This window comes from Micromonospora sp. NPDC000442, from assembly GCF_042898635.1.
GTDB lineage: Bacteria > Actinomycetota > Actinomycetes > Mycobacteriales > Micromonosporaceae > Micromonospora.
The window spans coordinates 111,613-137,448 of the sequence record NZ_JBIAYZ010000003.1 but is presented as its reverse complement, the minus strand read 5'-3'; the positions used below and the strand labels follow the sequence as shown (position 1 = coordinate 137,448).

Annotated in this window: 27 protein-coding genes and 2 tRNA genes; 12 read left to right on the top strand and 17 right to left on the bottom strand. The window is 72.3% G+C overall.

The window, feature by feature from the left end; genetic code table 11:
* The first annotated feature begins 129 nt into the window (after positions 1-129).
* Both ACFY2A_RS05580 and ACFY2A_RS05575 read left to right on the top strand, forming a co-directional pair.
* A complete protein-coding gene (locus tag ACFY2A_RS05580) occupies positions 130-363 on the top strand; it encodes an Lrp/AsnC ligand binding domain-containing protein (RefSeq protein ID WP_111134411.1) in 234 nt (77 codons plus the stop codon).
* Positions 364-984: a DUF3515 family protein gene (locus ACFY2A_RS05575; RefSeq protein ID WP_363916948.1), complete on the top strand. Its 621-nt coding sequence runs from the start codon at positions 364-366 to the stop codon at positions 982-984.
* 43 nt (positions 985-1,027) lie between these two features.
* Here the strand turns inward: ACFY2A_RS05575 and ACFY2A_RS05570 are convergent, their stop codons facing one another.
* Together ACFY2A_RS05570 and ACFY2A_RS05565 are read right to left on the bottom strand one after the other, a co-directional pair.
* Positions 1,028-2,134: a D-alanine--D-alanine ligase family protein gene (locus tag ACFY2A_RS05570; protein WP_363916946.1), complete on the bottom strand. Its 1,107-nt coding sequence runs from the start codon at positions 2,132-2,134 to the stop codon at positions 1,028-1,030.
* Positions 2,135-2,283: 149 nt separating this feature from the next.
* Positions 2,284-2,520 (bottom strand): hypothetical protein, encoded by a 237-nt coding sequence (locus ACFY2A_RS05565; protein ID WP_363916944.1) that lies wholly within the window; start codon positions 2,518-2,520, stop codon positions 2,284-2,286.
* Positions 2,521-2,795: 275 nt separating this feature from the next.
* On the opposite strand from ACFY2A_RS05565, the gene ACFY2A_RS05560 reads away from it, so the two are divergent.
* Together ACFY2A_RS05560 and ACFY2A_RS05555 are read left to right on the top strand one after the other, a co-directional pair.
* On the top strand, positions 2,796-3,641 hold the full coding sequence (locus tag ACFY2A_RS05560; RefSeq protein ID WP_387168869.1) for a helix-turn-helix domain-containing protein: 846 nt from the start codon (positions 2,796-2,798) through the stop codon (positions 3,639-3,641).
* A gap of 5 nt (positions 3,642-3,646) precedes the next feature.
* The gene (locus tag ACFY2A_RS05555; RefSeq protein ID WP_363916940.1) at positions 3,647-3,847 is read left to right on the top strand and encodes a DUF397 domain-containing protein; all 201 of its coding nucleotides are present in this window, start codon (positions 3,647-3,649) and stop codon (positions 3,845-3,847) included.
* A gap of 84 nt (positions 3,848-3,931) precedes the next feature.
* Here ACFY2A_RS05555 and ACFY2A_RS05550 read toward each other — a convergent pair whose 3' ends face one another.
* From ACFY2A_RS05550 to ACFY2A_RS05530, 5 genes are all read right to left on the bottom strand, one after another.
* A complete protein-coding gene (locus ACFY2A_RS05550; protein ID WP_387168866.1) occupies positions 3,932-4,978 on the bottom strand; it encodes an ROK family protein in 1,047 nt (348 codons plus the stop codon).
* A gap of 37 nt (positions 4,979-5,015) precedes the next feature.
* A complete protein-coding gene (locus ACFY2A_RS05545; protein WP_387168863.1) occupies positions 5,016-5,837 on the bottom strand; it encodes a putative protein N(5)-glutamine methyltransferase in 822 nt (273 codons plus the stop codon).
* Positions 5,837-6,985 (bottom strand): cystathionine gamma-lyase, encoded by a 1,149-nt coding sequence (locus tag ACFY2A_RS05540; protein ID WP_387168860.1) that lies wholly within the window; start codon positions 6,983-6,985, stop codon positions 5,837-5,839. The genes ACFY2A_RS05545 and ACFY2A_RS05540 overlap by 1 nt, the downstream gene beginning before the upstream one ends.
* 8 nt (positions 6,986-6,993) lie before the next feature.
* The gene (locus tag ACFY2A_RS05535; protein ID WP_363916934.1) at positions 6,994-7,992 is read right to left on the bottom strand and encodes an NAD(P)H-dependent glycerol-3-phosphate dehydrogenase; all 999 of its coding nucleotides are present in this window, start codon (positions 7,990-7,992) and stop codon (positions 6,994-6,996) included.
* 64 nt (positions 7,993-8,056) lie between these two features.
* Positions 8,057-8,794: a lysophospholipid acyltransferase family protein gene (locus ACFY2A_RS05530; RefSeq protein WP_387168857.1), complete on the bottom strand. Its 738-nt coding sequence runs from the start codon at positions 8,792-8,794 to the stop codon at positions 8,057-8,059.
* A gap of 129 nt (positions 8,795-8,923) precedes the next feature.
* Here ACFY2A_RS05530 and cofC point away from each other — a divergent pair, with 129 nt between their 5' ends.
* The 5 genes from cofC to ACFY2A_RS05505 are packed head-to-tail and all read left to right on the top strand — an operon-like array spanning position 8,924 to position 14,583.
* Positions 8,924-9,565 carry a 2-phospho-L-lactate guanylyltransferase gene (cofC, locus tag ACFY2A_RS05525; RefSeq protein WP_363916930.1) on the top strand — a complete coding sequence of 214 codons (642 nt, stop codon included), beginning with the start codon at positions 8,924-8,926 and terminating at the stop codon, positions 9,563-9,565.
* Between the two features lie 50 nt (positions 9,566-9,615).
* Complete coding sequence (locus ACFY2A_RS05520) at positions 9,616-9,813, top strand: cold-shock protein (protein ID WP_363916928.1); 198 nt, start codon at positions 9,616-9,618, stop codon at positions 9,811-9,813.
* Between the two features lie 53 nt (positions 9,814-9,866).
* Positions 9,867-12,161, top strand: a complete 2,295-nt coding sequence (locus ACFY2A_RS05515; protein ID WP_363916926.1) for an RNA degradosome polyphosphate kinase — start codon at positions 9,867-9,869, stop codon at positions 12,159-12,161.
* A gap of 23 nt (positions 12,162-12,184) precedes the next feature.
* Positions 12,185-13,717, top strand: a complete 1,533-nt coding sequence (locus ACFY2A_RS05510; protein ID WP_387168852.1) for a CHAD domain-containing protein — start codon at positions 12,185-12,187, stop codon at positions 13,715-13,717.
* On the top strand, positions 13,714-14,583 hold the full coding sequence (locus ACFY2A_RS05505) for an NUDIX domain-containing protein (protein WP_387168849.1): 870 nt from the start codon (positions 13,714-13,716) through the stop codon (positions 14,581-14,583). The genes ACFY2A_RS05510 and ACFY2A_RS05505 overlap by 4 nt, the downstream gene beginning before the upstream one ends.
* A 28-nt stretch (positions 14,584-14,611) precedes the next feature.
* On the opposite strand, the gene ACFY2A_RS05500 is transcribed toward ACFY2A_RS05505, so the two are convergent.
* The 4 genes from ACFY2A_RS05500 to leuC form a co-directional block, all read right to left on the bottom strand.
* Positions 14,612-16,519, bottom strand: coding sequence for an endonuclease/exonuclease/phosphatase family protein (locus ACFY2A_RS05500; protein ID WP_387168846.1), 1,908 nt, complete (start codon positions 16,517-16,519; stop codon positions 14,612-14,614).
* Between the two features lie 152 nt (positions 16,520-16,671).
* Positions 16,672-17,277 carry an HU family DNA-binding protein gene (locus ACFY2A_RS05495; protein WP_387168843.1) on the bottom strand — a complete coding sequence of 202 codons (606 nt, stop codon included), beginning with the start codon at positions 17,275-17,277 and terminating at the stop codon, positions 16,672-16,674.
* A 172-nt stretch (positions 17,278-17,449) separates the two neighbouring features.
* Positions 17,450-18,037: a 3-isopropylmalate dehydratase small subunit gene (leuD, locus tag ACFY2A_RS05490; protein WP_387168840.1), complete on the bottom strand. Its 588-nt coding sequence runs from the start codon at positions 18,035-18,037 to the stop codon at positions 17,450-17,452.
* A 14-nt stretch (positions 18,038-18,051) separates the two neighbouring features.
* Complete coding sequence (gene leuC, locus ACFY2A_RS05485) at positions 18,052-19,497, bottom strand: 3-isopropylmalate dehydratase large subunit (RefSeq protein WP_387168837.1); 1,446 nt, start codon at positions 19,495-19,497, stop codon at positions 18,052-18,054.
* A gap of 49 nt (positions 19,498-19,546) precedes the next feature.
* Here leuC and ACFY2A_RS05480 point away from each other — a divergent pair, with 49 nt between their 5' ends.
* Positions 19,547-20,233, top strand: coding sequence for an IclR family transcriptional regulator (locus tag ACFY2A_RS05480; RefSeq protein ID WP_092373513.1), 687 nt, complete (start codon positions 19,547-19,549; stop codon positions 20,231-20,233).
* Positions 20,234-20,393: 160 nt separating this feature from the next.
* Here the strand turns inward: ACFY2A_RS05480 and ACFY2A_RS05475 are convergent.
* The 3 genes from ACFY2A_RS05475 to ACFY2A_RS05465 form a co-directional block, all read right to left on the bottom strand.
* Positions 20,394-20,466 (bottom strand) — tRNA-Glu (locus tag ACFY2A_RS05475).
* A gap of 137 nt (positions 20,467-20,603) precedes the next feature.
* Positions 20,604-20,675: transfer RNA gene (locus ACFY2A_RS05470), tRNA-Gln, on the bottom strand.
* Positions 20,676-20,771: 96 nt separating this feature from the next.
* A complete protein-coding gene (locus tag ACFY2A_RS05465; RefSeq protein ID WP_210830059.1) occupies positions 20,772-21,575 on the bottom strand; it encodes a fumarylacetoacetate hydrolase family protein in 804 nt (267 codons plus the stop codon).
* Between the two features lie 133 nt (positions 21,576-21,708).
* Between ACFY2A_RS05465 and ACFY2A_RS05460 the strand changes: the two genes are divergently transcribed.
* Positions 21,709-23,019: a hypothetical protein gene (locus tag ACFY2A_RS05460; protein ID WP_387168833.1), complete on the top strand. Its 1,311-nt coding sequence runs from the start codon at positions 21,709-21,711 to the stop codon at positions 23,017-23,019.
* A 115-nt stretch (positions 23,020-23,134) separates the two neighbouring features.
* Entirely contained in the window at positions 23,135-24,028 is an 894-nt protein-coding gene (locus tag ACFY2A_RS05455; protein WP_387169484.1) for a 3-methyladenine DNA glycosylase, read from the top strand.
* A gap of 26 nt (positions 24,029-24,054) precedes the next feature.
* Here the strand turns inward: ACFY2A_RS05455 and arfB are convergent, their stop codons facing one another.
* The 3 genes from arfB to ACFY2A_RS05440 form a co-directional block, all read right to left on the bottom strand.
* Positions 24,055-24,480 (bottom strand): alternative ribosome rescue aminoacyl-tRNA hydrolase ArfB, encoded by a 426-nt coding sequence (arfB, locus tag ACFY2A_RS05450; protein ID WP_210938751.1) that lies wholly within the window; start codon positions 24,478-24,480, stop codon positions 24,055-24,057.
* 76 nt (positions 24,481-24,556) lie between these two features.
* Positions 24,557-24,853: a hypothetical protein gene (locus ACFY2A_RS05445; RefSeq protein ID WP_363916907.1), complete on the bottom strand. Its 297-nt coding sequence runs from the start codon at positions 24,851-24,853 to the stop codon at positions 24,557-24,559.
* Between the two features lie 108 nt (positions 24,854-24,961).
* Entirely contained in the window at positions 24,962-25,822 is an 861-nt protein-coding gene (locus tag ACFY2A_RS05440; protein WP_363916905.1) for a trypsin-like peptidase domain-containing protein, read from the bottom strand.
* Between the last annotated feature and the right edge of the window lie 14 nt (positions 25,823-25,836).

Genomic DNA, 25,836 nt, shown 5'->3' with positions numbered 1-25,836 from the left:
AGCCTGATGACTCGCTCGCTGCGCTCGCTCATTGCTTCTCCTTGGCCACCGATCGGGGTCTGCCCTGGTCCGTAAGGTACTTTCTCCCTTCGGGCCGCCTGGCAGGCGGCGACGGAGGGAGGTCGAGTCGTGGTACAGGCGTACATCCTCATCCAGACAGAGGTCGGCCGGGCGCGTGACGTGGCCGGTCTCATCGCGGATCTCGCTGGCGTGGTCCGCGTCGACGCGGTGACCGGGCCGTACGACGTGGTCGTGCTCACCGAGGCGAACACCGTCGACGAGCTCGGCAAGCTCATCGTCAGCAAGGTGCAGATGGTGCCCGGCATCACCCGCACCCTCACGTGTTCGGTGGTGCACCTGTAGGTGGACGAGCACGCTGAATCCCCCGTCGCCCAGGCCGACCGCCCGGACGCGAAGGCACCCGACCGGACCAACCGCAGTGCGGCGCTGATCGCCACGGCGGTGGCGGTGCCGGTGGCCCTGCTGGTGGGTGCGCTCGCGCTGGGCAACCTCTCGCCGGACGAGCCGGCCGCCGCGCCGCAGCCGTCGGCGACCACACCCGCTCCGGTCTCCACCGCGCCGGTCGAGATGGCCGCCCCTCAGCTCGGCGAGCGCCCGACCGTCGTCTGCCGCGCCCTGGTGTCCCAACTGCCCGACTCATACCGCGACCTGCCGCAACGGCCGGTCAGCGCCGGGCCGGAGCAGAACGCCGCGTACGGCGACCCGGCGCTCACGGTCGCCTGCGGCGGCGACCAGCCGGAGGTGCAGCCCGACGACCACCTCTACCTGGTCAACTCGGTCTGCTGGTACGCGGTGGAGGGGCCCGACGCTACGGAGCTGACCACCGTCGACCGGGAGACCGCGGTGACCCTGCGGGTGCCGCACTTCTACGGCGAGGCGTTGCAGTGGGCCTCCCCGGTCTCCGCCACCATCGTCGAGTCGATCCGGTCGTCCGGCGAGGCACCGTCCGGCTGCACCTCCTGACCACCAGGTCGAGGTCCGTCCCGCGCCCGCCGCCGGGGCGGGTTCAGTGCTGCCCCGGCCCCCGGGTCAACGCGGTGCGGATGAGCCGGTCGACCAGCTTCGGGTACTCCAGGCCGGCTGCCGCCCACATCCGGGGGAACATCGACGTCGGCGTGAAGCCGGGCATCGTGTTGATCTCGTTGAGGTAGACGTCGAGTTCGGGTGTGACGAAGAAGTCGACGCGGGCCAGCCCGGCGCAGTCCAGCGCGGTGAAGGCGCGTACGGCGTAGTCGCGCACCTGCCGGGTGACCCGCTCCGGCAGGTCGGCCGGGATGTCGTACTCGCAGGCGGACTCCGCGTCGATGTACTTGGCCTCGAAGTCGTAGAAGTCGTAGTCGCCGACCACCCGGACCTCGGCCAGCACGGACGCCTCCGGTGCGCCGCCGGCCTCGCCCTCCAGCACGCCGCACTCGATTTCCCGACCGACGATGGCGCCCTCGACAAGCACCTTGCTGTCGATCTCCCGGGCGGTGGCGAGGGCCGCGTCCAAGTCGGCCCAGTCGTTGACCTTGGTGATGCCGAAGGAGGAGCCGGCCCGGGAGGGCTTGACGAAGACCGGCAGGCCCAGCCGCTGCTTGTCCGCCTCGCTCAGCGTCGTTCCGCTGCGCAGCACCGCGTACGGGCCGACCGGGATGCCCTCGGCGGCGCAGAGCTTCTTGGTGAATTCCTTGTCCATCGCGGCGGCCGAGGCGAAGACCTTCGCCCCGACGTACGGGATGCCGGCCATTTCCAGCATGCCCTGGATGGTGCCGTCCTCACCGTAGGCGCCGTGCAGCACGGGGAAGACCACGTCCACGTCGGCGAGTGCCCGGGGCCCTTCGGTCGGGTCGAGGACGAGCAGCCCGCCGCCGGTGGGGTCGGTGCGCAGCACGATGTCGGTGCCGGACTCCGCGGTGATCTCCGGCAGCCGGCGGGCGTTGATCGCCAACTGCCCGGGGTCGCCGCTGGTGAGTACCCACTGACCGGCCCGGGTGATACCGACCGGCACGACCTCGAACTCGTCCGGGTCCAGCGCGCCGAGCACGCTGCCGGCGCTGACGCACGAGATGCCGTGTTCCGGGCTGCGGCCGCCGAAGACGATCGCCACGCGGGTCTTGCCTGGGGTGGTCACTGTGATCACCTTTCCGGGACGCACTGCTGGCGCTCTCCCGGATGACCTTACTGTGCGTGGCGGATGGGGGTAGCCGATACCCTGCGGGAACGCGGCCCGGCCGCAAACGGTCAACTGGTGATATACGGAACGTAACTGGGCGGCCGAGGTCAGCCGGCCATCTCGCGCTCGCCGTACGCGTGTCGGCGGCCGATGGCGAGCACCTTGACCCGTTGCCGGCCGGCCCGCACCATGCCCAGTGCCATGAAGGCGCCGGCGATCCGGTCGGCCGCCTCGCGGCTGTTCGCGCCGACCACCTGGCGGCGGCGCTCGGGGGCCAGTCGCTCGTTACGACCGTCCACCTCGTACGGGCGGACGTCGGTCAGCACCACCAGGAAACGTGTCATCGCCGGCCGCCCCGGCGCTCGCCGAAAACCCGCTGACCAGTCTGCACGTCGATTCCCTTCCGGTGGCCGACCAACTGGCGTGGCACGCGGCGGTCGGGTACGGGGGAAAACCCGACCGCCGCGCGCCCCATCCCCTCCGGTCGCTCACCACCACCGTCGCCACGACAACCGGCGGTGAGGACGCGCTAACAGATTGACAGCTCCATGGGCATGAATGCAACTCTCACTGGCGTTCTCTCATGTACAGCTTCCCAAATACGTGCGACCATCTATACATGGCTCCGAAGACCGCACGCGCCCGTCGATTGGGCATCGCTCTGCGCCACCATCGGGAGGCCGCCGGCCTCACCCTGGAGACGGCGGCTGACGAGATCAACAGCACCCGCAGCACGCTCTCCCGCTACGAGAACGCGCAGACCCTGGTCAGCCCGGCTACCGTGCGCGCACTGCTCACCCTCTACGGGGTCGGCGCGGAGGAGGTCGCGGCCGCCGTCCAGCTCGCCAAGGACGCGCGCAAGCCGGGTTGGTGGGTGTCCTACTCGTACCTGCTCGACCGACGCACCATCGACTTCATCGCGCTGGAGGCCGAGGCCGTCGCCATCGCGAACTTCGAGCCGTCGGTGGTGCCGGGGCTGTTGCAGACCGCTGACTACATCCGCGGCGTGATGCGGGGCGGGCCGCACACCCTCAGCGACAACGACGTGGAGGAGCGGGTACGCATGCGGCTCGACCGCCAGCAGCGGATCTTCGAGGAAGACCCGCCGATCTTCGACGCGATTCTCGACGAGGCCGCGCTGCTACGTCCGGTGGGTGACGACTCCGCGCAGCAGGGCCAGTTGAGTCACCTGCTCAAGATGAGCGAGCTGCCGAACATCACCGTGCAGATGATCCCGTTGGTCGCCGGTTACCACCGGGGCACCCGGGGCTCCCTGCACATCCTCGAATTCGCCGACCCGGAGGACCCGATCATCGCCTCCGTGGAGACGGTCGCCGGGCAGATGATCCTCGACCGTCCCGGTGACCTGCGCACCTGCACCAAGATCATGGAGCACCTGCGCACCGTCGCGCTCAGCCCGGCGGACAGTCGCGAGGCAATTTTCAAACTCCTGAAGGGACGGTAAATGCGATGACACCGACGACCAATGCCGCGGAGGCCGTGACGGGCTGGCGCAAGAGCAGCCACAGCGGTGACGAGGGAGCCTGCGTCGAGATGGCGGTCGTCCCCGGCACGGTCGCCGTACGCGACTCCAAGGACCCGCACGGCCCGTTGCTGATCTTCCGGCCGTCGGCGTGGACCGCCTTCGCCCAGGCTCCGCCGACCCCCTGAGCCCCGGAGGGACCGCACCCCAGAGCCGCTGACCGGGCCGGTAAGGGCACCGCCGGCCCGGTCAGCCCCTCCGCTGTCGTCGCCTCATTCCCCGACCAACGGCGGCGGCGAGGGCAGCGCCCGGACGGCCTCCAGCGCCGCCAACGCCACGCCCCGCGCACCGGCCATGTCGCGGTCCGGCACCAGGGCGAAGGTGGCGAGGGCGGCCTGCTCCGCCCGGAGCAGAGTGTGCTCCCGCACGGCGGCCAGGAACCAGTCGCGAAACTCCGGATCCGTCTCCACCACCCCACCGCCGACAAAGTACGCGTGCGGATCGGTGAAGTTCGACGCGATGGTGAACAGTGCGCCGAGCGCCCTCGCCTGCTGGGCGAAGATCTCCCGGGCCAGTTCGTCGCCCCGCTCGCCGTAGCCGCGTACCAGCTTCGCCGCCCGCTCCGGCGACTCAGCGACCAGAGGGTGCCGCGGATAACGGGTCAACCAGTACGGCAACAGGTTGTGCTCGATCGCGGTCAGCGACACCACGCTCTCGACGTCACCGGCGAAGCCGCAGGCGCAGGTCGGTACCGGCTGCCCCGGCGCCAACACGGTGGTCAACGGAATGTGCACGTGCCCCAGCTCGCCGGCCATCCCCGCCGCGCCGGAGATCACCCGGCCGTGCTCGACCAGGCCGCCACCCAGTCCGGTGCCGACGATCGCCGACACCGACGAGCGCTGCATCGCGTCGGCCCCGAAGTGGACGTGATGGGCGTAGAGCGCGGCGGCGTTGCCGTCGTTGTGGTAAACCACCGGCAGCCCCAGCCGACGTTCGAGGGCGACCCGCACGTCGTAGCCACGCCAGGCCGGCTGGGAGAAGTTCGTGGAGCCCTTCGACGAGATGACACCGCTGGCGCTGGCCGGACCGGGCGTGTCCAGACCGACCGCACCGACCTGTCCGCGAGGCACCCCGGTGAGGGCCAGTACGCCGTCGACGGCGTCCGCCATCGCCGCCACTGCCGCCACCGGGCCCTCCTGCACCCGGCTCGGCGTCTCCACCAGGCGGTCGACCAGGAACCGTCCGTCAAGCGTGAGCACGGTGGCGTTGTTGGTCGTGCCACCGTTGTCGATCCCGACGACCACCGTTGCGCTGTCCACCCGAGTTCCGCCTCCCGCCGTCACACCTGACGTGAGGCTAGTTCTCGTATCGCCCGACCGCCACGTCGTCCGGGCAGCGGCCCAGCATCACGGTGGCGTCGTAGGCGTCGTCGCGTACCACCGACGGCACCAGTCCGACCTCGGTCAACACCGCCCGGAACCGCTCGACCTGCCCCTGGCCGACCTCCACCACCAGGTGCCCGCCCGGCGCGAGCCAGTTCGGCGCGGCGGCGGCCAGTCGGCGCAGCACGGCCAGCCCGTCCGGCCCACCGTCGAGCGCCGCGGCGGACTCGTACCGGCGGGCCTCCGGCGGTAGCAGCGTCATCGCCGCCGTCGGCACGTACGGAGCGTTGGCCACCACCAGATCGAGGCGGCCACGCCACGCCGCCGGCAATGGATCGAAGAGGTCACCGGCGAGGACCGGCACACCCACGGCGGTCAGGTTCCGGCGCGCGCAGGCCACCGCCGCCGGGTCCACGTCGACCGCAGCCAGCAGCCGGGGCGTGGCGAGCCGACGCGCCAGCACCCGACTCAACGCACCGGAGCCACAGCACAGCTCCACCACGGTCGCCGCCGGTCCGGTCACCCGCACCGCCGCCGAGACCAGCAGGGCGGTACGCGCCCGGGGCACGAAGACGCCCGGGTCGACGTCGATCCGCTCACCGCAGAACTCCGCCCAGCCCAGCAGGTACTCCAGCGGCTCACCGGCGACCCGCCGGTCGACCAGCTCCGCCAGCGACTGCGGGTCGGCGCCCGCCGCCATCAGCAGCCGGGCCTCCTCCTCGGCCCACACGCAGCCGGCTCGCCGCAAGCGGGCGACCAGGACTTCGTACGCGCCCGGGGAGACCGGCGCTCCCATCAGACGGCTGCGTCCAGCGCGGCCGTGACATCGGCGACCAGGTCGGGGGTGTCCTCCACCCCGCAGGAGAGCCGGACGAAACCGGGCGCGGTGTCGTCGCCCCACTGTGCCCGGCGGTCCGCGGTGGTGTGGAGGCCACCGAAGGAGGTCGCCGCGACGACCAGCCGGGCCGCGTCGAGGAAGCGGGCGACCCGTTCGGCGCTACCGAGATCGAAGGAGAGCACCCCCGGCATCCGCCGCAGTTGCCGCACCGCCACCGGATGCGCCGGGTCCTCCGGCAGGCCGGGCCAGCGCAGGCCGGAGACGTCGGTGCGGTCGGCCAGCAGCCGGGCCAGCGCCTCCGCGTTCGCCGTCTGCCGGGCCAGACGCAGGTCGAGAGTGGCCAGCGACCGGTGGGCCAGCCAGGCGTCGAACGCGCCCGGCACGGAACCGGTCGCGGTACGCCAGGCGGTGACCTTCGACAGCAGTTCCGCCGACCGGGTGGCGATGTAGCCGAGCAACAGGTCGGAGTGCCCGGTCAACGCCTTGGTGCCGGAGGCCACGACCACGTCGGCACCGAGGTCCAACGGCCGCTGCCCGAGCGGGGTGGCGGTGGTGTTGTCCACGGCCAGCAGAGCACCGGCGGCGTGCGCCCGCTCGGCCAGCGCCGGCAGGTCAACGACGTCGAGCCCCGGGTTCGCCGGCGTCTCCACCAGCACCAGCCGTACCCCGTCGAGGTCCGGGTACGGCCCGACGGTCGGGGCGAACAGCACCCGTACGCCGTTGCCGGCGAGGGTGTCGGTGGCGAACGCGCGCACCGGGAAGTACCCGTCGGCGGGGAGGACCACCGTGTCACCTGCCCGGAGCAGCGCCAGCAGCAACCCGGTTATCGCTGCCTGCCCGGTGGCGAAGACCCGGCAGTCGCCGCCCTCCAACTCGCCGACCGCAGCCTCCAGCAGCCGGCGGGTCGGGTTGTCCGGACGCCCGTACCCGTTCGGGGCCGCCGACGGGCCCTGCCACGGGTCGAGGTGGTACGGCGCGGCGAACACCGGCCCGGGCAGGAACGGCGCCCCGGGGGTGGGGTCGGGCAGGCCGGCGTGCACGCATCGGGTGCCGTCCCCCTGCGACGGGTGGTCGTGCGGCTGCGCAGCGACGCCATGCTCGCTCATGGTGCTGCTCACTCCGGTTTCGTGGTGCGGCTCATCAGGGCCTGGACCGCCAGCCGTGGGTCCACCCCCTCGTGGCAGACCAGCTCGACCTGCTCGGTGATCGGCATCTCCACCCCGTGCGCGCGGGCCAGATCCCGGATCGCCAGCGCGCTCTTGACCCCCTCGGCGGTCTGCCGGGTGGCCACCCGCGCCTCCTCCAGGGTGGCACCCCGACCGAGGTGCTCGCCGAAGGTGCGGTTGCGGGCCGACGGCGACGAGCAGGAGGCCACCAGATCACCCATCCCGGCCAGACCCGCGAAGGTGAGCGGATCCGCGCCGAGGGCGACCCCGAGCCGGGCGGTCTCGGCCAGCCCCCGGGTGACAAGCATCGCCCGGGTGTTGTGGCCGAAGCCCATCGCGGTGGCGATGCCGTACGCCAACGCGATCACGTTCTTGACCGCCCCGCCCAACTCGCAGCCGATCACGTCGTCGTTTGTGTACGGGCGGAAGTAGGGCGTGGTGATCGACCGCTGCACCAGGGTGGCCCGATCGGAATCGGTGCAGGCGACCACGGTGGCGGCGGGTTGCTCCGCGGCGATCTCCGGTGCCAGGTTGGGGCCGGAGACCACCACCACCCGGTCCGCCGCGACCTGCGCGGTCTCGACGATCACCTCGCTCATCCGCTTGGTGGTGCCAAGTTCGATGCCCTTCATCAGCGACACCAGGGTGGCCTCGGGGTGCAGGTGCTCCACCCACTCGGCGAGGTTGCCGCGCAGGGTCTGCGACGGCACCGCCAGCACCACCATCTCGGCACCCTTGATCGCCTCGACGGGGTCGCCGGTTCCGGTGACCCGGTCCGGCAGCACCACCCCGGGCAGGTACTCCGGATTACGCCGCTCGGCGCGGATCACGTCGGCGATCGACTGTCGCCGCGCCCAGAGCGTCACCTCCCGGCCGGCGTCGGCGAGGATCTTCGCGAACGCCGTACCCCACGATCCCGCCCCCAGCACCGCCACCTGCCCACTCACGCCGCCGCCCCCCTGCGGTCGGCCCGGTCGTGAGGCACCACCGCGCTGCACCGACGATTCGCGCTCATGCCGCCGTCTCCGGGCGTTGGCGGTCCGGCTGCGGGCGGGGGGTGCGCTGCCACAGCGGCGGCGGCGTCCCGCCCCGGATGTCGGCGAGCATGTCCCGCAGGCGCAGCATGATCACGTCGGTCATCTCCTCCAGCACCTGGCGGCTCGGGTTGGCGCCGGCCCAACGACTCAGGTCGATCGGCGGCCCGGCGACCACGGTCACCGGGATCCGGGGGCGCAGGTTGATCCGGGCCCGACGCGGATCGAAGATCCGCTCCGGTCCCCACATCGCCAGCGGCACCACCGGGGCGCCGGTGGCCAGCGCCAGCCTTGCCGCACCGGTCTTGCCCTTCATCGGCCACAGGTCCGGCTCCCGGCTGGTGGTCCCCTCCGGGTAGATGATCACGGCTCCGCCCTCGTCGAGCGCCCGGACCAGGGCGTCCAGCGACTTCACCGCGTCTACCGAGCCCCGCTCGACCGGAATCTGCCGGCACCGGTGCAGGATCCAGCCGATCACCGGCACCTTGAACACGCTCGCCTTGCCGAGGAACTGCGGCCACCGCCCGGCGTCGTAGACGAAGTGCGCGGAGACCAACGGGTCGGCGTGCGAGATGTGGTTCGGCACGATGATCACGGGACCGTCCTGGTCCAGGTGTTCCATGCCCCGCCAGGTACGCCGGGTCCAGACGGTCATCACCGGTTTCACCAGCACCACGGCGAACCATTGCCAGAATCCCAGCCTCCGCCGACCCACCGTGCCTCCTCGTGCCCGCCCCGACCCGCCCACCGGAGAAGCCCGGTGAGGTCCGCAGCCGAAATCATGCCTGCTCGCCCCGGGTACGGCCAGTGAGGGTACCGCCGCCCGGCTGGCAGGATGGCAGGTGTGACACAGCCCTGGACGGTGGTGGTGCCGGTCAAACGCCTGGCAGCCGCGAAGACCCGGCTGCGTGGCGGGCTGCCGGGCGTACCCCATCAGGAGCTGGCCCTGGCACTGGCCGCGGACACCCTGGCGGCGGTGCGGGCCTGCCCGGGGGTCGCCGAAATACTCGTGGTCACCGACGACGCCCGGGTCGCCGACACGGCCCGGGCCGGTGGTGCCCGGGTAGTGCCGGACGTCGCGGACGCCGGGCTCAACGCCGCGTTCCGGCACGGCGCGGCGGGCGTCGCCGGCTGGGTGGCCGGGCTCACCGCCGATCTGCCCGCCCTGCGCCCGGCTGAGCTGGCGGCGGCGCTGCACACGGCGCTGACCGGGCCGGCGGGGGTACGCCGGTTCGTGGCCGACGCCCCGGGCACCGGCACCGTGCTGCTGGCGGCCCCGCCGGGCGTACCCCTGGACCCGCGCTTCGGGCCCGACTCGGCCGCCGCACACGCGGCCAGCGGCGCCCACCCGCTCACCGGCGACTGGCCGAGCCTGCGGCGCGACGTGGACACCGCCGACGACCTGGCCACCGCGGCACGGCTCGGGCTGGGCCCGCGCACCACGGCGCTGACCGCCGGCTGCCTCACCGAATCCTTTTCGCCCTGACGGCGCAGGCGTTCCACCCACCGCCCCCGAGGGTTCGGTACGGTGCTGGCATGCAGGGCACGGTGGCGACCTTCGACGCGGCGACCCGCAGCGGGCTGCTGCTGCTGGACGACGGCAGCGAGCTGCCCTTCCCGGCCCGGGCGTTCGACGCCTCCGGGCTGCGCCTGCTCCGCCTCGGCCAGCGGGTACGCGTGGAGACCGACGCCTCCGGCGACGTCGTACGCGTGACGCTGCCGACGATGTCCTGACAACCCGCCGCAAGTTCATTTTGCGTTAACCGAGTTCGGGTGATTATGGGCGGGTGAGCACCCCTCGCGAACGCCCCGCCAGCCCCGCCGCCACCGACGACACCACCAGCCGCAACGGAGGTCGCCCCCGGGGGACCGACGGGCGGTACCGCAGCACCCGTCCGAACCGCGACGACGTCCCGGAGCCAGACCCGGCGGCGGCCTCCGCCGGTCTGGAGGAGGTGCTGGACCCGGTCTCGGAGCCGGGCCTGCCTCAGCCCGCCGACGACCCGACGCCCGCCAATCCGCTGCCCGAGGACCGGTTCCTCAACCGGGAGCTGTCCTGGCTCGACTTCAACGCCCGGGTGCTCGCCCTGGCCGAGGACCCGAACACCCCACTGCTGGAACGGGCCAAGTTCCTGGCCATCTTCGCCAGCAACCTCGACGAGTTCTACATGGTGCGGGTGGCCGGGCTCCAGCGCCGGCTCTCCGCCGGCCTACCCGTGCGGGGCGGCGACGGGCTGCCGCTGCGTACCCAACTGGCGCTGATCTCCGAGAAGGCCGCTGCGCTGGTGGCCCGGCAGGCCGCCTGCTACGTCGACGACCTGGTGCCCAAGCTCGCCGCCGAGGACATCCGGGTGCTGCGCTGGTCCGACCTCGGTGACGCCGAGCGGGAACGGCTGCGCACCTACTTCCGCGAGAAGATCTTCCCGGTGCTCACTCCGCTGGCGGTCGACCCGGCGCACCCTTTCCCGTACATCTCGGGCCGCTCCCTCAACCTGGCCGTCGCGGTACGCGACCCGGACGGCGGGCCGGAGCTCTTCGCCCGGGTGAAGGTGCCCAACAACGTGCCCCGGTTCGTCCGGGTCGACCGGGACCAGCCCGGTGTCCGCATGCTGCCGGTGGAAGACCTCATCTCGGTTCACCTCGGTCAACTCTTCTCCGGCATGCAGGTGGTCGAGTGCCACCTGTTCCGGGTCACCCGCAACGCCGAGGTGGAGGTCGACGAGGACCGGGACGAGGACCTGCTCCAGGCGCTGGAGCGGGAACTGGCCCGCCGCCGCTTCGGCCCGCCGGTACGGCTTGAGGTGGCCGCCTCGATCTCCGATCACATGCTGGAACTGCTCGTCCGGGAACTGGACATGGACACCCAGGACGTGCTGCGGGTCCGTGGCCTGCTGGATCTCTCCGCGCTGTGGCAGCTGTACGGCGAGGCCGACCGGCCCGACCTGAAGGACCCGCCGTTCGTTCCGGCCACCCATCCCCGGCTCGCCGAGGGCGAGGTGCCGCGCAGCGTCTTCGCCACCCTGCGCGACGGCGACGTGCTGGTGCATCACCCGTACCACTCCTTCGCGACAAGCGTGCAACGGTTCATCGAGCAGGCCGCCGCCGACCCGAACGTGCTGGCCATCAAGCAGACGCTCTACCGCACCAGCGGTGACTCACCGATCGTGGACGCGCTTGTCGAAGCCGCCGCCGCCGGCAAGCAGGTGGTGGTGCTTGTCGAGTTGAAGGCCCGCTTCGACGAGGTGGCGAACATCGGCTGGGCCCGCACCCTGGAACGGGCCGGCTGCCACGTGGTGTACGGCCTGGTCGGTCTCAAGACCCACTGCAAGACCGCCCTGGTGGTACGCCAGGAGGGCAACCAGATCCGCCGCTACTGCCACATCGGCACCGGCAACTACCACCCGAAGACCGCCCGGCTCTACGAGGACTTCGGCATGCTCACCGCCGACCCGGAGATCGGCGCCGACCTGACCGACCTGTTCAACGTGCTCACCGGGTACAGCCGGCAGACCGCGTACCGGCGGCTGCTGGTGGCACCGCAGGGCATCCGCAGCGGCCTGATCGAGCGGATCGAACGGGAGATCAACCACGTCCGGCTGGGCATGCCGGGACTCGTCCAGTTCAAGGTGAACTCGCTTGTCGACGAGGAGATCACCGACGCGCTGTACCGGGCCTCCCAGGCCGGCGTACACGTCGATCTGATCATCCGGGGGATGTGCACGCTACGACCGGGGGTGCCCGGGCTGTCGGAGAACATCCGGGTGCACTCGATCCTCGGCCGTTTCCTGGAACACTCCCGGGTCTTCCGCTTCGGCAACAACGGCGACGCGGAGTTCTGGATCGGCTCCGCCGACCTGATGCACCGCAACCTGGACCGGCGGGTGGAGGCGCTGGTCCAGGTCACCGACCCGGTGGCCCGGGCCGAGCTGGACCATGTGCTCGGTGCCGCGATGAGCCCGGACGTGGACGCGTTCGAGCTGGCCGGTGACGGCACCTGGAGCCGCCGCGCGGGCCGGCCGGAGGCGCCCCTGAGCCACCTTCAGCACCTGCTGCTGCGTCGCGTCGGCAGCACGGCCGGTTGACCGGATCGGAATAGGGTGAGCAGATGGTCGAGGAGGAACGGAAGTTCACGGTGGCGGCCGGGTGGCTGCTACCCGATCTCTCCCCCGCCGTGCCGGCCTCGGGGAGCGTCCGGAGGCTGACACCGGCGACCCTCGTCGCCACCTACCACGACACCGTGGACCTGCGGCTGGCCCGGGCGGGCGTCTCGCTGCGGTACCGCGAGGGTGACCAGGTGCCGTGGACGGTGAAGTTGCCGACCGGCAGCCCCGGCCTCCGCCACGAGATCTCCCGCCCCGGCGCGGCCGACGCGATGCCGGCGGAACTGGTCGAGCTGGTCACCGTGTTCCACCGGGGTGCCGCGCTGACCCCGGCGGCGGTGGTGCGGACCGTCCGGCACACCCAGGAGATCGTCGACGACGCCGGCCGGGTGTTGGCCGAGGTGGTCGACGACCAGGTCACCGTGCTCGACGCCGAGGGCGCCACCACCGGCACCTTCCGCGAGGTGGAGGTGGAGCGCAAGGCCGGTGACGTCGCACTGCTCGACGGGCTCACCGAGCTGCTGTGTGCCGCCGGTGCCCAGGGTGGCGACTTCACCCCCAAGCACGTACGCGCGCTCGGCCGGGCGGCCACCGCCGAACCGGACCTGGTCGCTCCGGACGAGCTGCCGGCCGATCCGAGTGCCGCGGCGGTGGTCACCGAGGCGGTACGCCGCGAGGTGGCTCGGCTGTTGGCACACGACCCGCTGGTCCGGCTGCGCGCACCGGTCGGCGACGACGACACCGCCGTGCACCAGATGCGGGTGGCCTGCCGGCGGTTGCGTAGCGACCTGAAGACCTTCGGCCCACTGGTCCGCCCCGCGTGGGCCCGGCCGCTGCGTACCGAGTTGAAATGGCTGGCGGACGCCCTGGGCGCCGCCCGGGACGCGGAGGTGCTGCGGGAGCGGCTGCACCGCACCGCCGCCGCCGACCCGGTCAGCCCGGTGGATCCGGCGGCGGTCGACCGGCTGGACGCCGTACTCGCCGATTGGCAGGAGGAGGCGCTGACCGGGGTCGACGAGGCGTTGCGCTCACCGCGGTACCTCGCCCTGGTCGACGCGCTGGTGCTGGCCGCCCGGTCGCCGCGACTCACGCCCCGCGCGAACACGCCGGCCCGGCGGGTGCTGCCTCGACTCGTGGCCCGTCCGTGGCGACGGCTGGCCGGTACGACGAAGAAGCCGGGCGGCGTCGCGATGCTGCAACCGGCCGGTCCAGACGAGCAGTGGCACACCGTACGCAAGCAGGGCAAGCAGGCCCGTTCGGCGGTGACGGCGGTGGCGCCGGTGCTCGGCGCGGACGCGGCGAAGCTGGCCCGGGCGCTGACGAAGGTGCAGAACCTGCTCGGTGAGCACCAGGACGCGGCGGTGGCCGCCGAGACCTGGCGGGCGGTGGCCGAGGCTCGGCCCGACGACCATCAGTTGGCGGTGGCCGCGGGCCGGCTGCTGGAGCGCGAGCGGGCGGCCGTGCGACGGGCGCGGGCGGACTTCCCGTACGCCTGGCGGCGAGCCAGCCGGCGGCGTCGGACCCGGTGGCTGGCATGACCATGATCCGGGCGGCCGGCGGGGTGGTGTGGCGGCCAGCGGGGGGCGACCACGTCGAGGTGTGCCTGGTGCACCGGCCCCGGTACGGGGACTGGACGCTGCCGAAGGGCAAGTTGGAGCCGGGCGAGCATCCGCTGCTCGCCGCCGCCCGGGAGGTTGCCGAGGAGGCCGACGCGCAGGCCGCGCCGCAGTTGCGGCTGCCGTCGGTGCGGTACCGCAGCGAAGGCCGGCTCAAGGTGGTCGACTACTGGTCGATGCGGGCGGTGGGCACCGGCGGATTCCAACCGGACACCGAGGTCGACGAGGTCCGTTGGCTGACTGTCGACGACGCGATGACCCTGGTGAGCTATCCGCACGACGTGGAGGTGCTGGCCGCGTTCGCGGCGCTGCCGCCGGTCACCGCGGCCCTGGTGCTGGTGCGGCACGGCCACGCGGGTAAGCGGCTGGCCTGGCCCGGCCCGGACACCGGGCGGCCGCTGGACGCCCGGGGGTGGTCCGAGGCGCAGGCGTTGGCACCGCTGATCGGGCTGATCCGCCCGGCACGGCTGCTCTCCGCGTCGGCACGCCGGTGCGTGCAGACCCTCGATCCGGCCGCCGCGTCGTTGGACCTGCCGATCGAGATCTGCGGCGACCTGGACGAGCCGAGCGCCGGCCAGCAGCCTGACGAGTGCGTGCTGGCCGCCGCCGCACGCCTGGCCGCGCTGGCCGCCGCCGGAGAACCGGCGGCGGTGTGCAGCCAGGGCAAGGTGATCCCGGGCGCACTGGAGCGGCTGGCCGGACGGTGCGGCGACTACACCACCGGCAAGGGGGGCGGCTGGCTGCTGGCCTTCACCGGTGACCGCCTCGTCGCCGCCGACCGCCTCTGACCGGGTGTCCCGCCGCAGAGACCGTCGCTCAGCGGCTGGGCAGGGTGAGGGTGACGGCCACCGGCAGGTGATCGCTGGCGACGCCCGGCACCGCGACCGCATCCGCGGCCACCAGGTCGGGTGAGACGAAGACGTGGTCGATCTGCTCGTGCGGATCGTCCGCCGGGCTGGTCGGCAGCGGGCGGGCGGAGGCGAGCGCATCGACCAGGCCGGCGCTGGTGAACGCGGTGAAGGCCGGATCGCCCGGCTCGGTGTTGAGGTCACCGGCGACCACCAGCGGCGCACCGTCGGCGTACCCGGTGGCGAAGTCCGCGACGGCGCGGGCCTGGACCACCGGGTCCGCTCCGGGTGGCGGTTGCAGGTGGGTGCTCACCACGGCCAGCCGTACGCCGGCGCTGAGGTCCACGGTGACGCCGAGCGCCTGCGCCCCGGTGGGCGCGCCCACCGCCGGCAGCGGACGGGTACGGGCCCGTTGCACCGGCCAACGACTGAGCACCGCGTCCCCCCACAGCGGGTCGGCGGCGGGCGCGAAGACGTAGGGCATCCCCAGCCGCGCGGCGAGCAGGCCCAGCGTGTCGTGGCCACCGTTGAGCAGCCAGCCCCGGTCGACCTCGCTGAGCACCACCACGTCGGCCCGGCCGACCGCCCGGTCCAGGGCGGTGAGGTCGAAGCGGCCGTCGAGGCCGAAGCCCATCCGGATGTTGTACGCCACCAGCCGCACCCGCTCCGGCGGCCCGTCCCGGTTGCTGGCCACCAGCCACGGCCCGTGCAGCCAGGCGGCGGCGAGGGCGACCACGGCGGCCAGCACCGCGAGCCGCCACCGGGGAAGCCCTGATTCGGGTTCCGCCTCCGATAACCCGTCGGACGCGGCCGCGCCGCGCATCGCGACCACCCCGGTCAGGGCGGCCACCACGGCCGGCACCCACTCGTTGGGGTAGCCGAGGTCGTAGGCGGCGTAGTACAGCAGCGCGGCGACGGCGAAACCGAGCATCCCGCCCACCGCCGCGTACGCCGGACCGGTGCTCCGTACAGCCCGCTGCGGTGACGGTCCGCCACCGGCCAGGCCGAGGCAGCCGCCCAGTCCCGCCGCGCTGACCAGGATGGCGACGGTGAGCAGCGTCGGCGGGCCGTAGCCGAACAGCAGAGCGCCGGCCAGCAGCAGCACCGGCGGCAACGCCCGCCACCGTGGGTGCCACGGGGTCAACGCACCGAGCAGGAACAGTGGCGCCGCGACACCCAACGGCGCCAGCGCGAACGGCGGCGGCGCGGCGGTGCCCGCCTCGCCGTACCAGTAGGACATGGCGGAGATCGCGACCGCGGGTGACAGCGCCACCATGCCGCCGAGCAGCAGCGCCGGCCCGACGAGCAGCCAGGCCCGGCGGGCCGGCGGCGCATCGTCGACCGGCTGGGCGGCGTCGCGGCGGCGACCGAACGCCGTCTCGGCGGCCAGCAGCGCCGCCACCACCGCCACGCTGGCCGCCCACGCCGGCCACCGCTCCCACCACACCAGGTCGTACGTGCCGAGCAGGGCGTGACCCAGCGCGCTCGCGGTCAGCCCCAGCACCAGCCCGGGCACCGGATTCCCGACCCTGGCGGCGGTGGCGGCCAGCCAGACCAGACCGGCGAGCAGGCCGGCGCTGGCCAGCCAGAGTTGAGCCCGGCCACCCGGCGCGGCGGTCAGGGCGAGCCGGGCGGCGCCGAGCACCAGCACCGCCGTGACACCGACGGTGGCGGGGCCGACCCGCACGACGAGGGCCGGCGCGGCGAGCGCCAGCACGAACCAGCCGACCGCGAACGCGCCGAGCAGCTCGGCCGGGGTCGACGCGGCCTGACCGAAGATGGTGATGACCGACGGCAGGAAGACCCGCAGCACGTCGGTCAGGACGACGAGTCCCAGGGCCAGGGTGGCGGTGCCGAGACGACGCTGACTCAACACGGTTCTCTTTCCGGCGAGGGGTGGTGCGGCGATTCTGCTGGCCGGGTCCCGGGCCGGTCAACGGTTCCCCGCGCGCCGTGGCGGTGGACCGTCAGGGTGGACATGGCGAGGGCGCCCACCGTACCGGCGGGCGCCCTCGTCGTACGACCGGCTCAGCGCCGGGTCGCAGCCTTCCTGGCCGGCGCCTTCTTCGCCGGTGCCTTCTTGGCCGCCGCGGTCTTCCGGGCCGCCGTCGCCTTGGTCGCCGCGGCGGTCTTCTTCGCCGGGGCGGCCTTCTTGGTGGCAGCCTTCTTGGCCGGAGCGGCCTTGGCGGTCGTCTTGGTCGCGGTGGTCTTCTTGGTCGCCGCGGTCTTGCTCGCCGTGGTCTTCTTGGCGGCGGTGCTCTTCGCCGCGGTCGTCTTCTTCGCCGCGGTCGCCTTGGCACCGGTGGTCTTGGCGGTGGCTCCGGCGGTCTTCTTCGCCGCAGCCGTGGCCTTCGGCACCTTGCCGCTGGCCACCATCTCCTTGAACCCGGCGCCGGGGCGGAACGACGGCACCGAGGTCTTCTTGACCTTCACCGCCTCCCCCGTACGCGGGTTGCGGGCTGTTCGCGCGCCCCGTACACGCTTCTCGAACGCTCCGAAACCGGTGATCGCCACTTTCTCGCCCTTGGTGACCGCCGCCTGGACCTCAGCGAGGACCGCGTCGAGCGCGGTCGTCGCCGTTTTCCGGTCCCCCAGGCGAACGGCGAGCGCCTCGATGAGCTCGGCCTTGTTCACGACTTCCTCCTGATTGTGCAACTGACTCGACGCGAGCCATTCTGCGCGCACGGTATGCCCTGTGCTGGCGGGACACAAACATTCGGCGGAAAAAAGCCCTTGTGTCGTAACGGATTCGCCCCCACCGGTGGCACCGGTGGGGGCGAAATCGGCTGCGGATCGGGGTGTTCGGCTACGCGACCCGGGGCAGGAAGGCCGGCCGACCGGCCTCGAAGGCACTGATCCGGTCCTCGTGGCGGAGGGTGAGTCCAATGTCGTCCAAGCCCTCCATCAGCCGCCACCGGCTGAAGTCGTCGAGCGGGAACGACCAGGTGGCGGTGTCGACCCGCACCTCGCGAGCGGTCAGGTCGACGACCACCGGGGTGGTCGGATTCTCCTCGACCAGGCTCCAGATTTCTTCGACGGCTTTCAATTCGAGCTCTACCGGAAGCAGCCCTTCCTTGAGGGCGTTCCCGCGGAAGATGTCACCGAAGCGCGGCGAGATCACCACTCGGAAGCCGTAGTCACGCAACGCCCACACGGCGTGCTCCCGCGATGATCCGGTGCCGAACTCGGGGCCGGCCACCAGAATCGACGCCCCCGAATAAGCTTGATCGTTGAGCACGAATCCCGGATCCTCGCGCCACGCGCTGAAGAGCCCGTCGGCGAATCCGGTACGGGTCACCCGCTTGAGGTACACGGCGGGGATGATCTGGTCGGTGTCCACGTCGGACCGACGGAGCGGCAGGGCGGTGCCGGTGTGCACGGTGAACTTGTCCATCTGTCGCAGCCCTTCTACAGGTCGGCGGGAGCGGCCAGCCGGCCGACGACGGCGGTGGCGGCGGCCACCGGCGGGCTGACCAGGTGGGTACGCCCACCGCGGCCCTGGCGGCCCTCGAAGTTCCGGTTGGAGGTCGAGGCGGCACGCTGCCCCGGGGAGAGCGTGTCCGGGTTCATGCCCAGACACATGGAGCAGCCGGCGAAGCGCCATTCGGCCCCGGCGTCGGTGAAGACCTTGTCCAGCCCCTCCGCCTCGGCGGCCTCCCGTACCGCGGCCGAGCCGGGTACCACGAGCATCCGTACCCCGTCAGCCACCCGCTGGCCGCGCAGCACGTCGGCGGCGGCTCGGAGATCCTCCAGGCGCCCGTTGGTGCACGAACCGACGAAGACCACGTCGACGGCGAGGTCACGCAGCGCGGTGCCGGGGCTGAGATCCATGTAGGCCAGGGCCCGGCGGGCGGCGGCCCGCTCCGGCTCGGTGACGAACTCCTCCGGGTCCGGCACGACCGCGCCCAGCGGCGCACCCTGCCCCGGGTTGGTGCCCCAGGTGACGAACGGCGTGATCTCGGCGGCGTCCAGCGTCACCTCGGAGTCGAAGGTCGCCCCCTCGTCGGTGGGCAGCGTCCGCCAGTACTCCAAGGCCGTGTCCCAGTCGGCGCCGCTGGGAGCGTTGGGGCGCCCCTTCAGGTACGCGAAGGTGGTCTCGTCCGGCGCGATCATGCCGGCCTTGGCGCCCCACTCGATGGACATGTTGGCGATCGTCATCCGCCCTTCCATGGACAGCGCCCGGATCGCCTCGCCCCGGTACTCCACGATGTGCCCGCGCCCGCCGCCGGTGCCGACCTTGGCGATCAGGGCGAGCACCAGGTCCTTGGCGGTGACGCCGGGGCCGAGTTGGCCGTCGACGGTGACCGCCATCGTCTTGGGTCGGGCCTGTGGCAGCGTCTGGGTGGCCAGCACGTGCTCGACCTCGCTGGTGCCGATGCCGAACGCCAGCGCACCGAACGCGCCGTGCGTGGCCGTGTGCGAGTCGCCGCAGACGATTGTCATGCCGGGCTGGGTGAGGCCGAGCTGCGGGCCGATGACGTGCACGATCCCCTGGTTCTCGTCGCCCAGCGGATGGAGCTTCACGCCGAACTCGGCGCAGTTGCGGCGCAGCGTCTCGATCTGGGTGCGGGAGGTGGGGTCGGCGATGGTGAGCAGGTCGCCACGGCGCTGCTGGAACGAGGGATCGGCGTACCCGGTCGGGGTGTTGTGATCCTCGGTGGCCAGCGTGAGGTCGGTGCGCCGCACCCGGCGGCCGGCCATGCGCAGACCGTCGAACGCCTGCGGGCTGGTCACCTCGTGCAGCAGGTGCAGGTCGATGAAGAGCAGATCGGGCTCACCATCGGCGGACCGGACGACGTGTGCGTCCCAGACCTTCTCGGCCAGGGTCCTCGGCTCAGGAGTGACTCCCACCATCTGGACATCCTAAATTCTGGGAGGTAAATTTCGGCTTGTGGGACACAGTATGAGCGGTGTCGGCGTTCTCGACAAGGCGGTGGTCATCCTGGCCGCCTGTGTCGACGGCGCCAGCCTGGCCGAACTCGTTGAACGCACCAAGCTGCCCCGAGCCACCGCGCACCGGCTGGCCCAGGCGCTGGAGATCCACCGGATGCTGGTCCGGGACACTCAGGGTCGCTGGCGCCCCGGTCCACGCCTGGGCGAGTTGGCGAACGCGGCACCGGATGTGCTGCTGACCGCTGCCGAGCCGCTGCTGGCCGCGCTGCGGGACGCCACCGGCGAGAGCGCCCAGCTCTACCTGCGCCGGGCGGACGAGCGGATCTGCGTGGCCGCCGCCGAGCGGGCCAGCGGGCTGCGCGACACCGTGCCGGTCGGCTCGGTGCTGCCGATGATCGCCGGATCGGCGGCGCAGATCCTGCTCGCCTGGGAGCCGCCTGAGGCGGTGATGCCACTGCTGCCCCGGTCGAAGTTCACCGGCCGCACCCTCGCCGAGGTGCGCCGCCGAGGCTGGGCGCAGAGCGTTGCCGAACGCGAGGCCGGTGTGGCGAGCGTCTCAGCCCCGATCCGCGACCGCACCGGCCGGGTGATCGCCGCTATCAGCATCTCCGGCCCCATCGAGCGCCTCGGCCGCCGCCCCGGCGAACGCCACGCCATGGCCGTGGTCCGCGCCGGCCAACGCCTCTCCGGCCTCTAACCCACCCCACCCGCCCCCCGCCCCACCCACCTTGTTGATCATGAGGTTAGCGGCAGTTGTGGATCTTCTAACTGCCGCTAACCTCATGATCAACGCGGTGGGGTGGGTTGGGGTGGGTGCGGAAAGGCCCGTCCCGGGGTGGGACGGGCCTTTCGATGTGTAGCCCCGACCGGATTCGAACCGGCGCTACCGCCTTGAGAGGGCGGCGTCCTGGGCCGCTAGACGACGGGGCCAGAACACTTCGCGGCACCACCTTCACGGTGGTGCCGCCGAACTCTACCAGACCTCGCTACCGGAGCCCCTCGCGGTGCATCGGTGCCGAACTCCACCAGAATCCAGCGGCCTCGATTCGTGGCGAATCTCGGCTGCGCTGGGGTACCAGGACTCGAACCTAGACTAACTGAACCAGAATCAGTCGGGCTGCCAATTACCCCATACCCCATTGGCCCCTTGCGGCGCCGGGAACAAACTCTACCCTCCCGGCACCGACAGGCCAAATCGACTTCCCCAAAGCGCCCCTGAGCTGCCAAAACGGCGATCAGGTCGCTGACACGACCGGGTTCGTCAGCTCGCCGATCCCCTCGATCCGGACGCTCACCGTATCCCCGTCCGTGAGTGGGCTAACCCCCGCCGGCGTACCGGTCAACACAACGTCACCGGGCAGTAGCGTCATCACGTGTGAGACGTACGACACCAGAGCCGGCGCGTCGAAGACCATGTCCCCGGTGCGGCCCAACTGCCGCACCTCCATCTCCTCCGGGTCGCGACCGACCTCGCAGCGGATCTCCAGGTCGGTGACGTCCAGCCCGGTGGTGATCCACGGCCCGATCGGGCAGAACGAGTCGAACCCCTTGGCTCGCGTCCACTGGCTGTCGGAGCGCTGGAGGTCCCGGGCCGTGACGTCGTTGGCGCAGGTGTAGCCGAAGATGGCCCGTTCCGCCGCGGCCCGGTCCGCCCGGCGGGCGCCCGGCGCGCCGATCACCACCGCCAGCTCGGCCTCGTGCTCGACCTGCTTGCTGAACTCCGGTAGCCGGATCGCGTCCCGGGGGCCGATGACCGAGGTCGAGGGCTTCAGGAACAACAGCGGCTCCTTCGGCACCTCCGCGCCGTGTTCGGCGGCGTGCTCGGCGTAATTGCGGCCGACGCAGACCACCTTGCTGGGCAGGATCGGCGAGAGCAGCCGGACGTCGGACAACGCCCAGCGGACCCCGCTGAACGTGATCTGGCCGAACGGGTGGCCGGAGATCTCGGCGATGGTGAGCCCCTGCGGGCCCGCCTCCGGCTCCCCCTCGACGACGCCGAACGACATTCCCTTGGCATGAGCGAAACGAGCGATACGCACCAGGCCAATGTAGTGCGGCCGGCGAACGATCGCCGCAGCTTACCCCCGCCGCCCACCGACGGGGTCGGATTCGCCGCTTCGTACCCGCACGACGCGCGCCCGCACCTAGCGTCGGCTGCGGAGGTTCGTTCGTATGCCTGCATCGACACGACACCACAGGGCCCTCGCGGCGATCGTGCACTGCGTCGGCCTGCTGACCGCCCTGCCGGTGCTGCCGGCGGCAACCGTCCCGGACACTCTGACGGCCACCGCCACCGGCGCTCCGACGGCCGGACGACTCCAGCCGGCGGCGGCCGCACCCGATCCCAGCATGCCGGCGGCACCACCGGCGGTACCGACGCCGACCCGGGTGGCCTCGCCCGCCGCCAGGCCGAAGGTGAGCGTACGGGTCGCGCCGGAGCAGAGCGCCGCGCCCGGGTACCGGATCGAGGTCCGTAACGCCGGCCGCACCCCGGTGGAGACCACCGTCCGCCAGGAGCTGCCCCAGGGCGTCTCGGCGACGACGGTCAGTGACGGAGGTCGGGTGGTACGCCCCGGCGGGTCGCCGGCCACCGAGGTGACCTGGCGACTGAAGCTGCCGCCGGGCAGCACCACCACGCTGGGCACCTCGCTCACCACGACCGCCTCCCGACAGCCGGTGACCGCGCCGACGTGCGCCTTCGCCAGCGACGGCCGGCAGCCGTACGACTGCGCGAGCGCCACCTGGACAGCGCCGGGGATGGCGGCGTCCCAGTCGCCGGAGTCCACGGGCTGGCGTCGCCAGACGCCCGCGCTACTGGTCGCCGGGACCGCGCTGCTGGTGCTGGGCGTGGTGGGACTGCTCACCTGGCGACGCCGCCGACGGCCGGTGGCCGCGGCACTGGCCTCGGACGGGCCGGGCACGATCTATCCACGCCCGGCCGCTCCCCGACCGCCGGCCCGGCGCCGCAAGCCACCGGTCTGGATCGTGGTGCCGGTGGCCGCGATGGTGCTGGCCGGCACGGTGGGTGCCGCCGCGTGGTCCGCGACCCGCCGGGTCACCGCGATCGACACGGACAGCCAACCGACCAACGGCGCCTGGAAGGGCACCGGGGCCAGCGGGGTGCTGGGGATGCCGCTGCGCGAGGACGCGTTCGAGTTCACCGTCTACCGGATGACCTGCGAACCTGGCCGGGGCGCGCGGCAGTGTCAGGCGACCGTCGGGGTCCGCAACCTCACCCCGGAGCACCAGAGCTGGCACGGCAAGCTGCAACGGGCGTACCTGGCGAACGGCAACTGGGTCACCACCGACGAGCCGGCCACCCGCCAGGCGAACCAGGGACGCGACGTGTTCGCCGACCCGGTGGCCGCCGGCAGCCGGGTGGTGCTGCCGCTGGTCTTCACGATCAACGGGCGGGAGGCGCCGCAGCGGCTGGAGCTGCGCAGCGGCGTCTTCTCCGCAGGTGTACGGGTCGACGTGCCCTGACCGGCGGCCCGACGGCGGTCGTACCCTTGGTGCCGTGACCGCCGTCCCCGCCCCCGCCACGCCCGCCGTCGCCGGTGGGGTCGACGGGCGGGTCCGCGCGCCGGGCGGGCGGCGGGTGGCCAGTCTTCCCGCCGCCACCTGGCGGCCCCTGCTGGTGGGTCACGAACGACGCGCCGACGCACTCACCGCGGGACACCGGGCCCGCCGGGCCACCGGGGAACGCCACGCCATCGACGATTTCCTGTACGACTACTACGGCACCCGGCCGTCGGTGCTACGACGTTGGCACCCGGGCGTCGGTGTCCGGCTGGAAGCCGGCCCGGACGGTCCGGCACCGCAGCACCGGTGGCGCTGGTACGCGACGGACGCCGACGGCGCGGTACGTCTCGACGTCGAAGCTTTCCTCACCGACCGGCACGACTCGGTGCGCTTCATCCACCGGCTGCTGACCGCGATCGCGTCCCGACCGGCCTTCACCGGCTGTTTCGGCCTGCACGAGTGGGCAATGGTGTACCGCCAGCGTGAGCACCGGCATCCGCTTCCCCTCCGACTCGGTCAGCGGGGCACCGACGCGGTGGTCGAGTCGCACCAGATCCGGTGCACACACTTCGACGCGTACCGGTTCTTCACCCCCGACGCGGTCGAGCTCAACCACCTCCGACCGACCCGGGCGAGTCAGGTCGACCTCGACCAGCCGGGCTGTCTGCACGCCTCCATGGACTGCCACAAGTGGGCCACCAAGCTGGGCCCCGCCGTCCCGGGTGAGTTGGCCCTCGACTGCTTCGAGCTGGCCGGTGACATCCGGCTGCTCGACATGCGGGCGTCGCCGTACGACTTCTCCTCGTACGGTCAACCGCCGGTGGCGATCGAGACGCCGGAGGGCAAGTCCGAGTACGTGGCGCGGCAACGCGAGTTCGCGCAGCGCGCCGGCCAACTGCGGGCCCGACTGATCGAGGTCTGCTCGACGCTGCTGGACCGGGCCGGACCGGCGGCACGAACCGAGGCGTGATCCAGGCCACGCCCGGTGAGACCGAACTACTCGCCGTCCACTCGACGGTCGCGCTTGCGCTGCCCTCGACGCTTCTTCTCGGCCAGCCGCCGCTCCTTGGCCGCCCGCGACGGGCGGGTCGGACGGCGCGGCGGCGGTGGCGGGGCGACCGCCTCGCGCAGCAACGACACCAGCCGTTCCCGGGCCGCTTCACGGTTGGCCAACTGGGCCCGGTGCTCGCTGGCGGCGATCGTCAGCACGCCGTCGACCAGGCGTCCGGCGAGCCGGTCCAGTGCCCGGGTGCGCAGCGACTCGGGGATGCTCGGTGAGCCGGCCAGGTCGAAGCTCAGCTCGACCCGCGAGTCGGCGGTGTTGACGCCCTGCCCGCCCGGTCCGGATGACCGGGAGAACCGCTCCCGCAGTTCACCGGCGGGAACCACCCACCGGTCGGTCACCCGCAGTCCGTCGTCCACGCCCTGAGGCTAGCGCGGCGTCCGGAACGCGTTCGCACCAACGCCGCGAGCGCACATCCAGCTCGACCTCCGGGTGTCAGCGGGCGGGTCGCTCCTCCGCGCTGCTGCTCGGCGTCGGCACCGCCGGTGCCGGATCGTCACTGCCACCGGCGGCGGCGTACGCGACCGCTCCGATCAGGAGCAGAGCGATGACGCCCACCTTCGTGGTGACCACTTTGATCAGCATCCAGGCGGCGCGACGCGCACCGGGCACGGTCTTCTTCGCCGCCTGGTAGTCGTTCCAGCCCCGCCGGGCGCGCGCGTACGACGACCCGACGCCACTTCCGATGATGAGGCCCACCAGCAGGAGGGCCGCGATGAGAGGACGCTCCACCCACGCCAGTATTCATACCGAGCGTAATATTTCCATTCTCCGATCATCGAGCGCCGGAATCCGACAGTTGCCCCGATCTCCCCGTAATCGGACAGTCACTTTCAGTGATCAGCCCCCCTTTCCAATGATCGTGTCGGCGGTCTGCTGCACCTGCTCGATCGGGATGGCGAATCCGATACCGATGGAACCGTTGCCGTCGATGGTCGCGATCGCGGTGTTCACCCCGACCACCTCGCCCCGGGCGTTGACAAGTGGTCCGCCCGAGTTGCCGGGGTTGATCGAGGCATCGGTCTGCACCGCCCGGTGCCGGTTGTCACCGAGACGCACCTGGCGGTCCAACGCGCTGACGATGCCGGCGGTGACCGTGCCGGGCAGCCCCAGCGGCGACCCGACCGCCAGCACCGGTTCGCCCACCCGGGTCGAACCCGGCTTGGCCAACGGCAGCGCCGCCAGACCGGCCGACGACGGCACCTTGAGCACCGCGAGATCACTGCCCGGCTCCCGGCCCACCACCTCCGCCGCGAACCGCCGTCCGTCCGGCAGTTCGACGGTCACCGGGCCGCCCCGGCCCTTGGCGATGATGTGGTCGTTGGTGATGATGTGCTGCTCGGAGTCGACCGCGAAGCCCGAACCGCTCGCCGAGCCGCGCGTGCCGCCCACCAGCACCGACACCACGCCGGGCACGGTCTTCTCGGCGGCGGTCACCAACTCGGCCGGCACCGCGGCCGCGGACGCGGCGGCCGGGCCCGTGACACCGTCCCGACCGGCCACCCACCCACCGGCCAGCGCTCCCGACCCGGCGGAGATCGACACCATCGCCAGCGCGGCCAGCAGTCGCCGACGCCAGCCGCCCAGCAACCGCTCCCGTGCCTGCGACGCCGCGTCCGACCCACCCCGTCCGTCCGGGTCGAGATCGGGCGAGACGAACCAGGGCCCGCGCGGCTCGCCCAGTCCGGTCTGCACTGCCATACGTACGCTCCTCA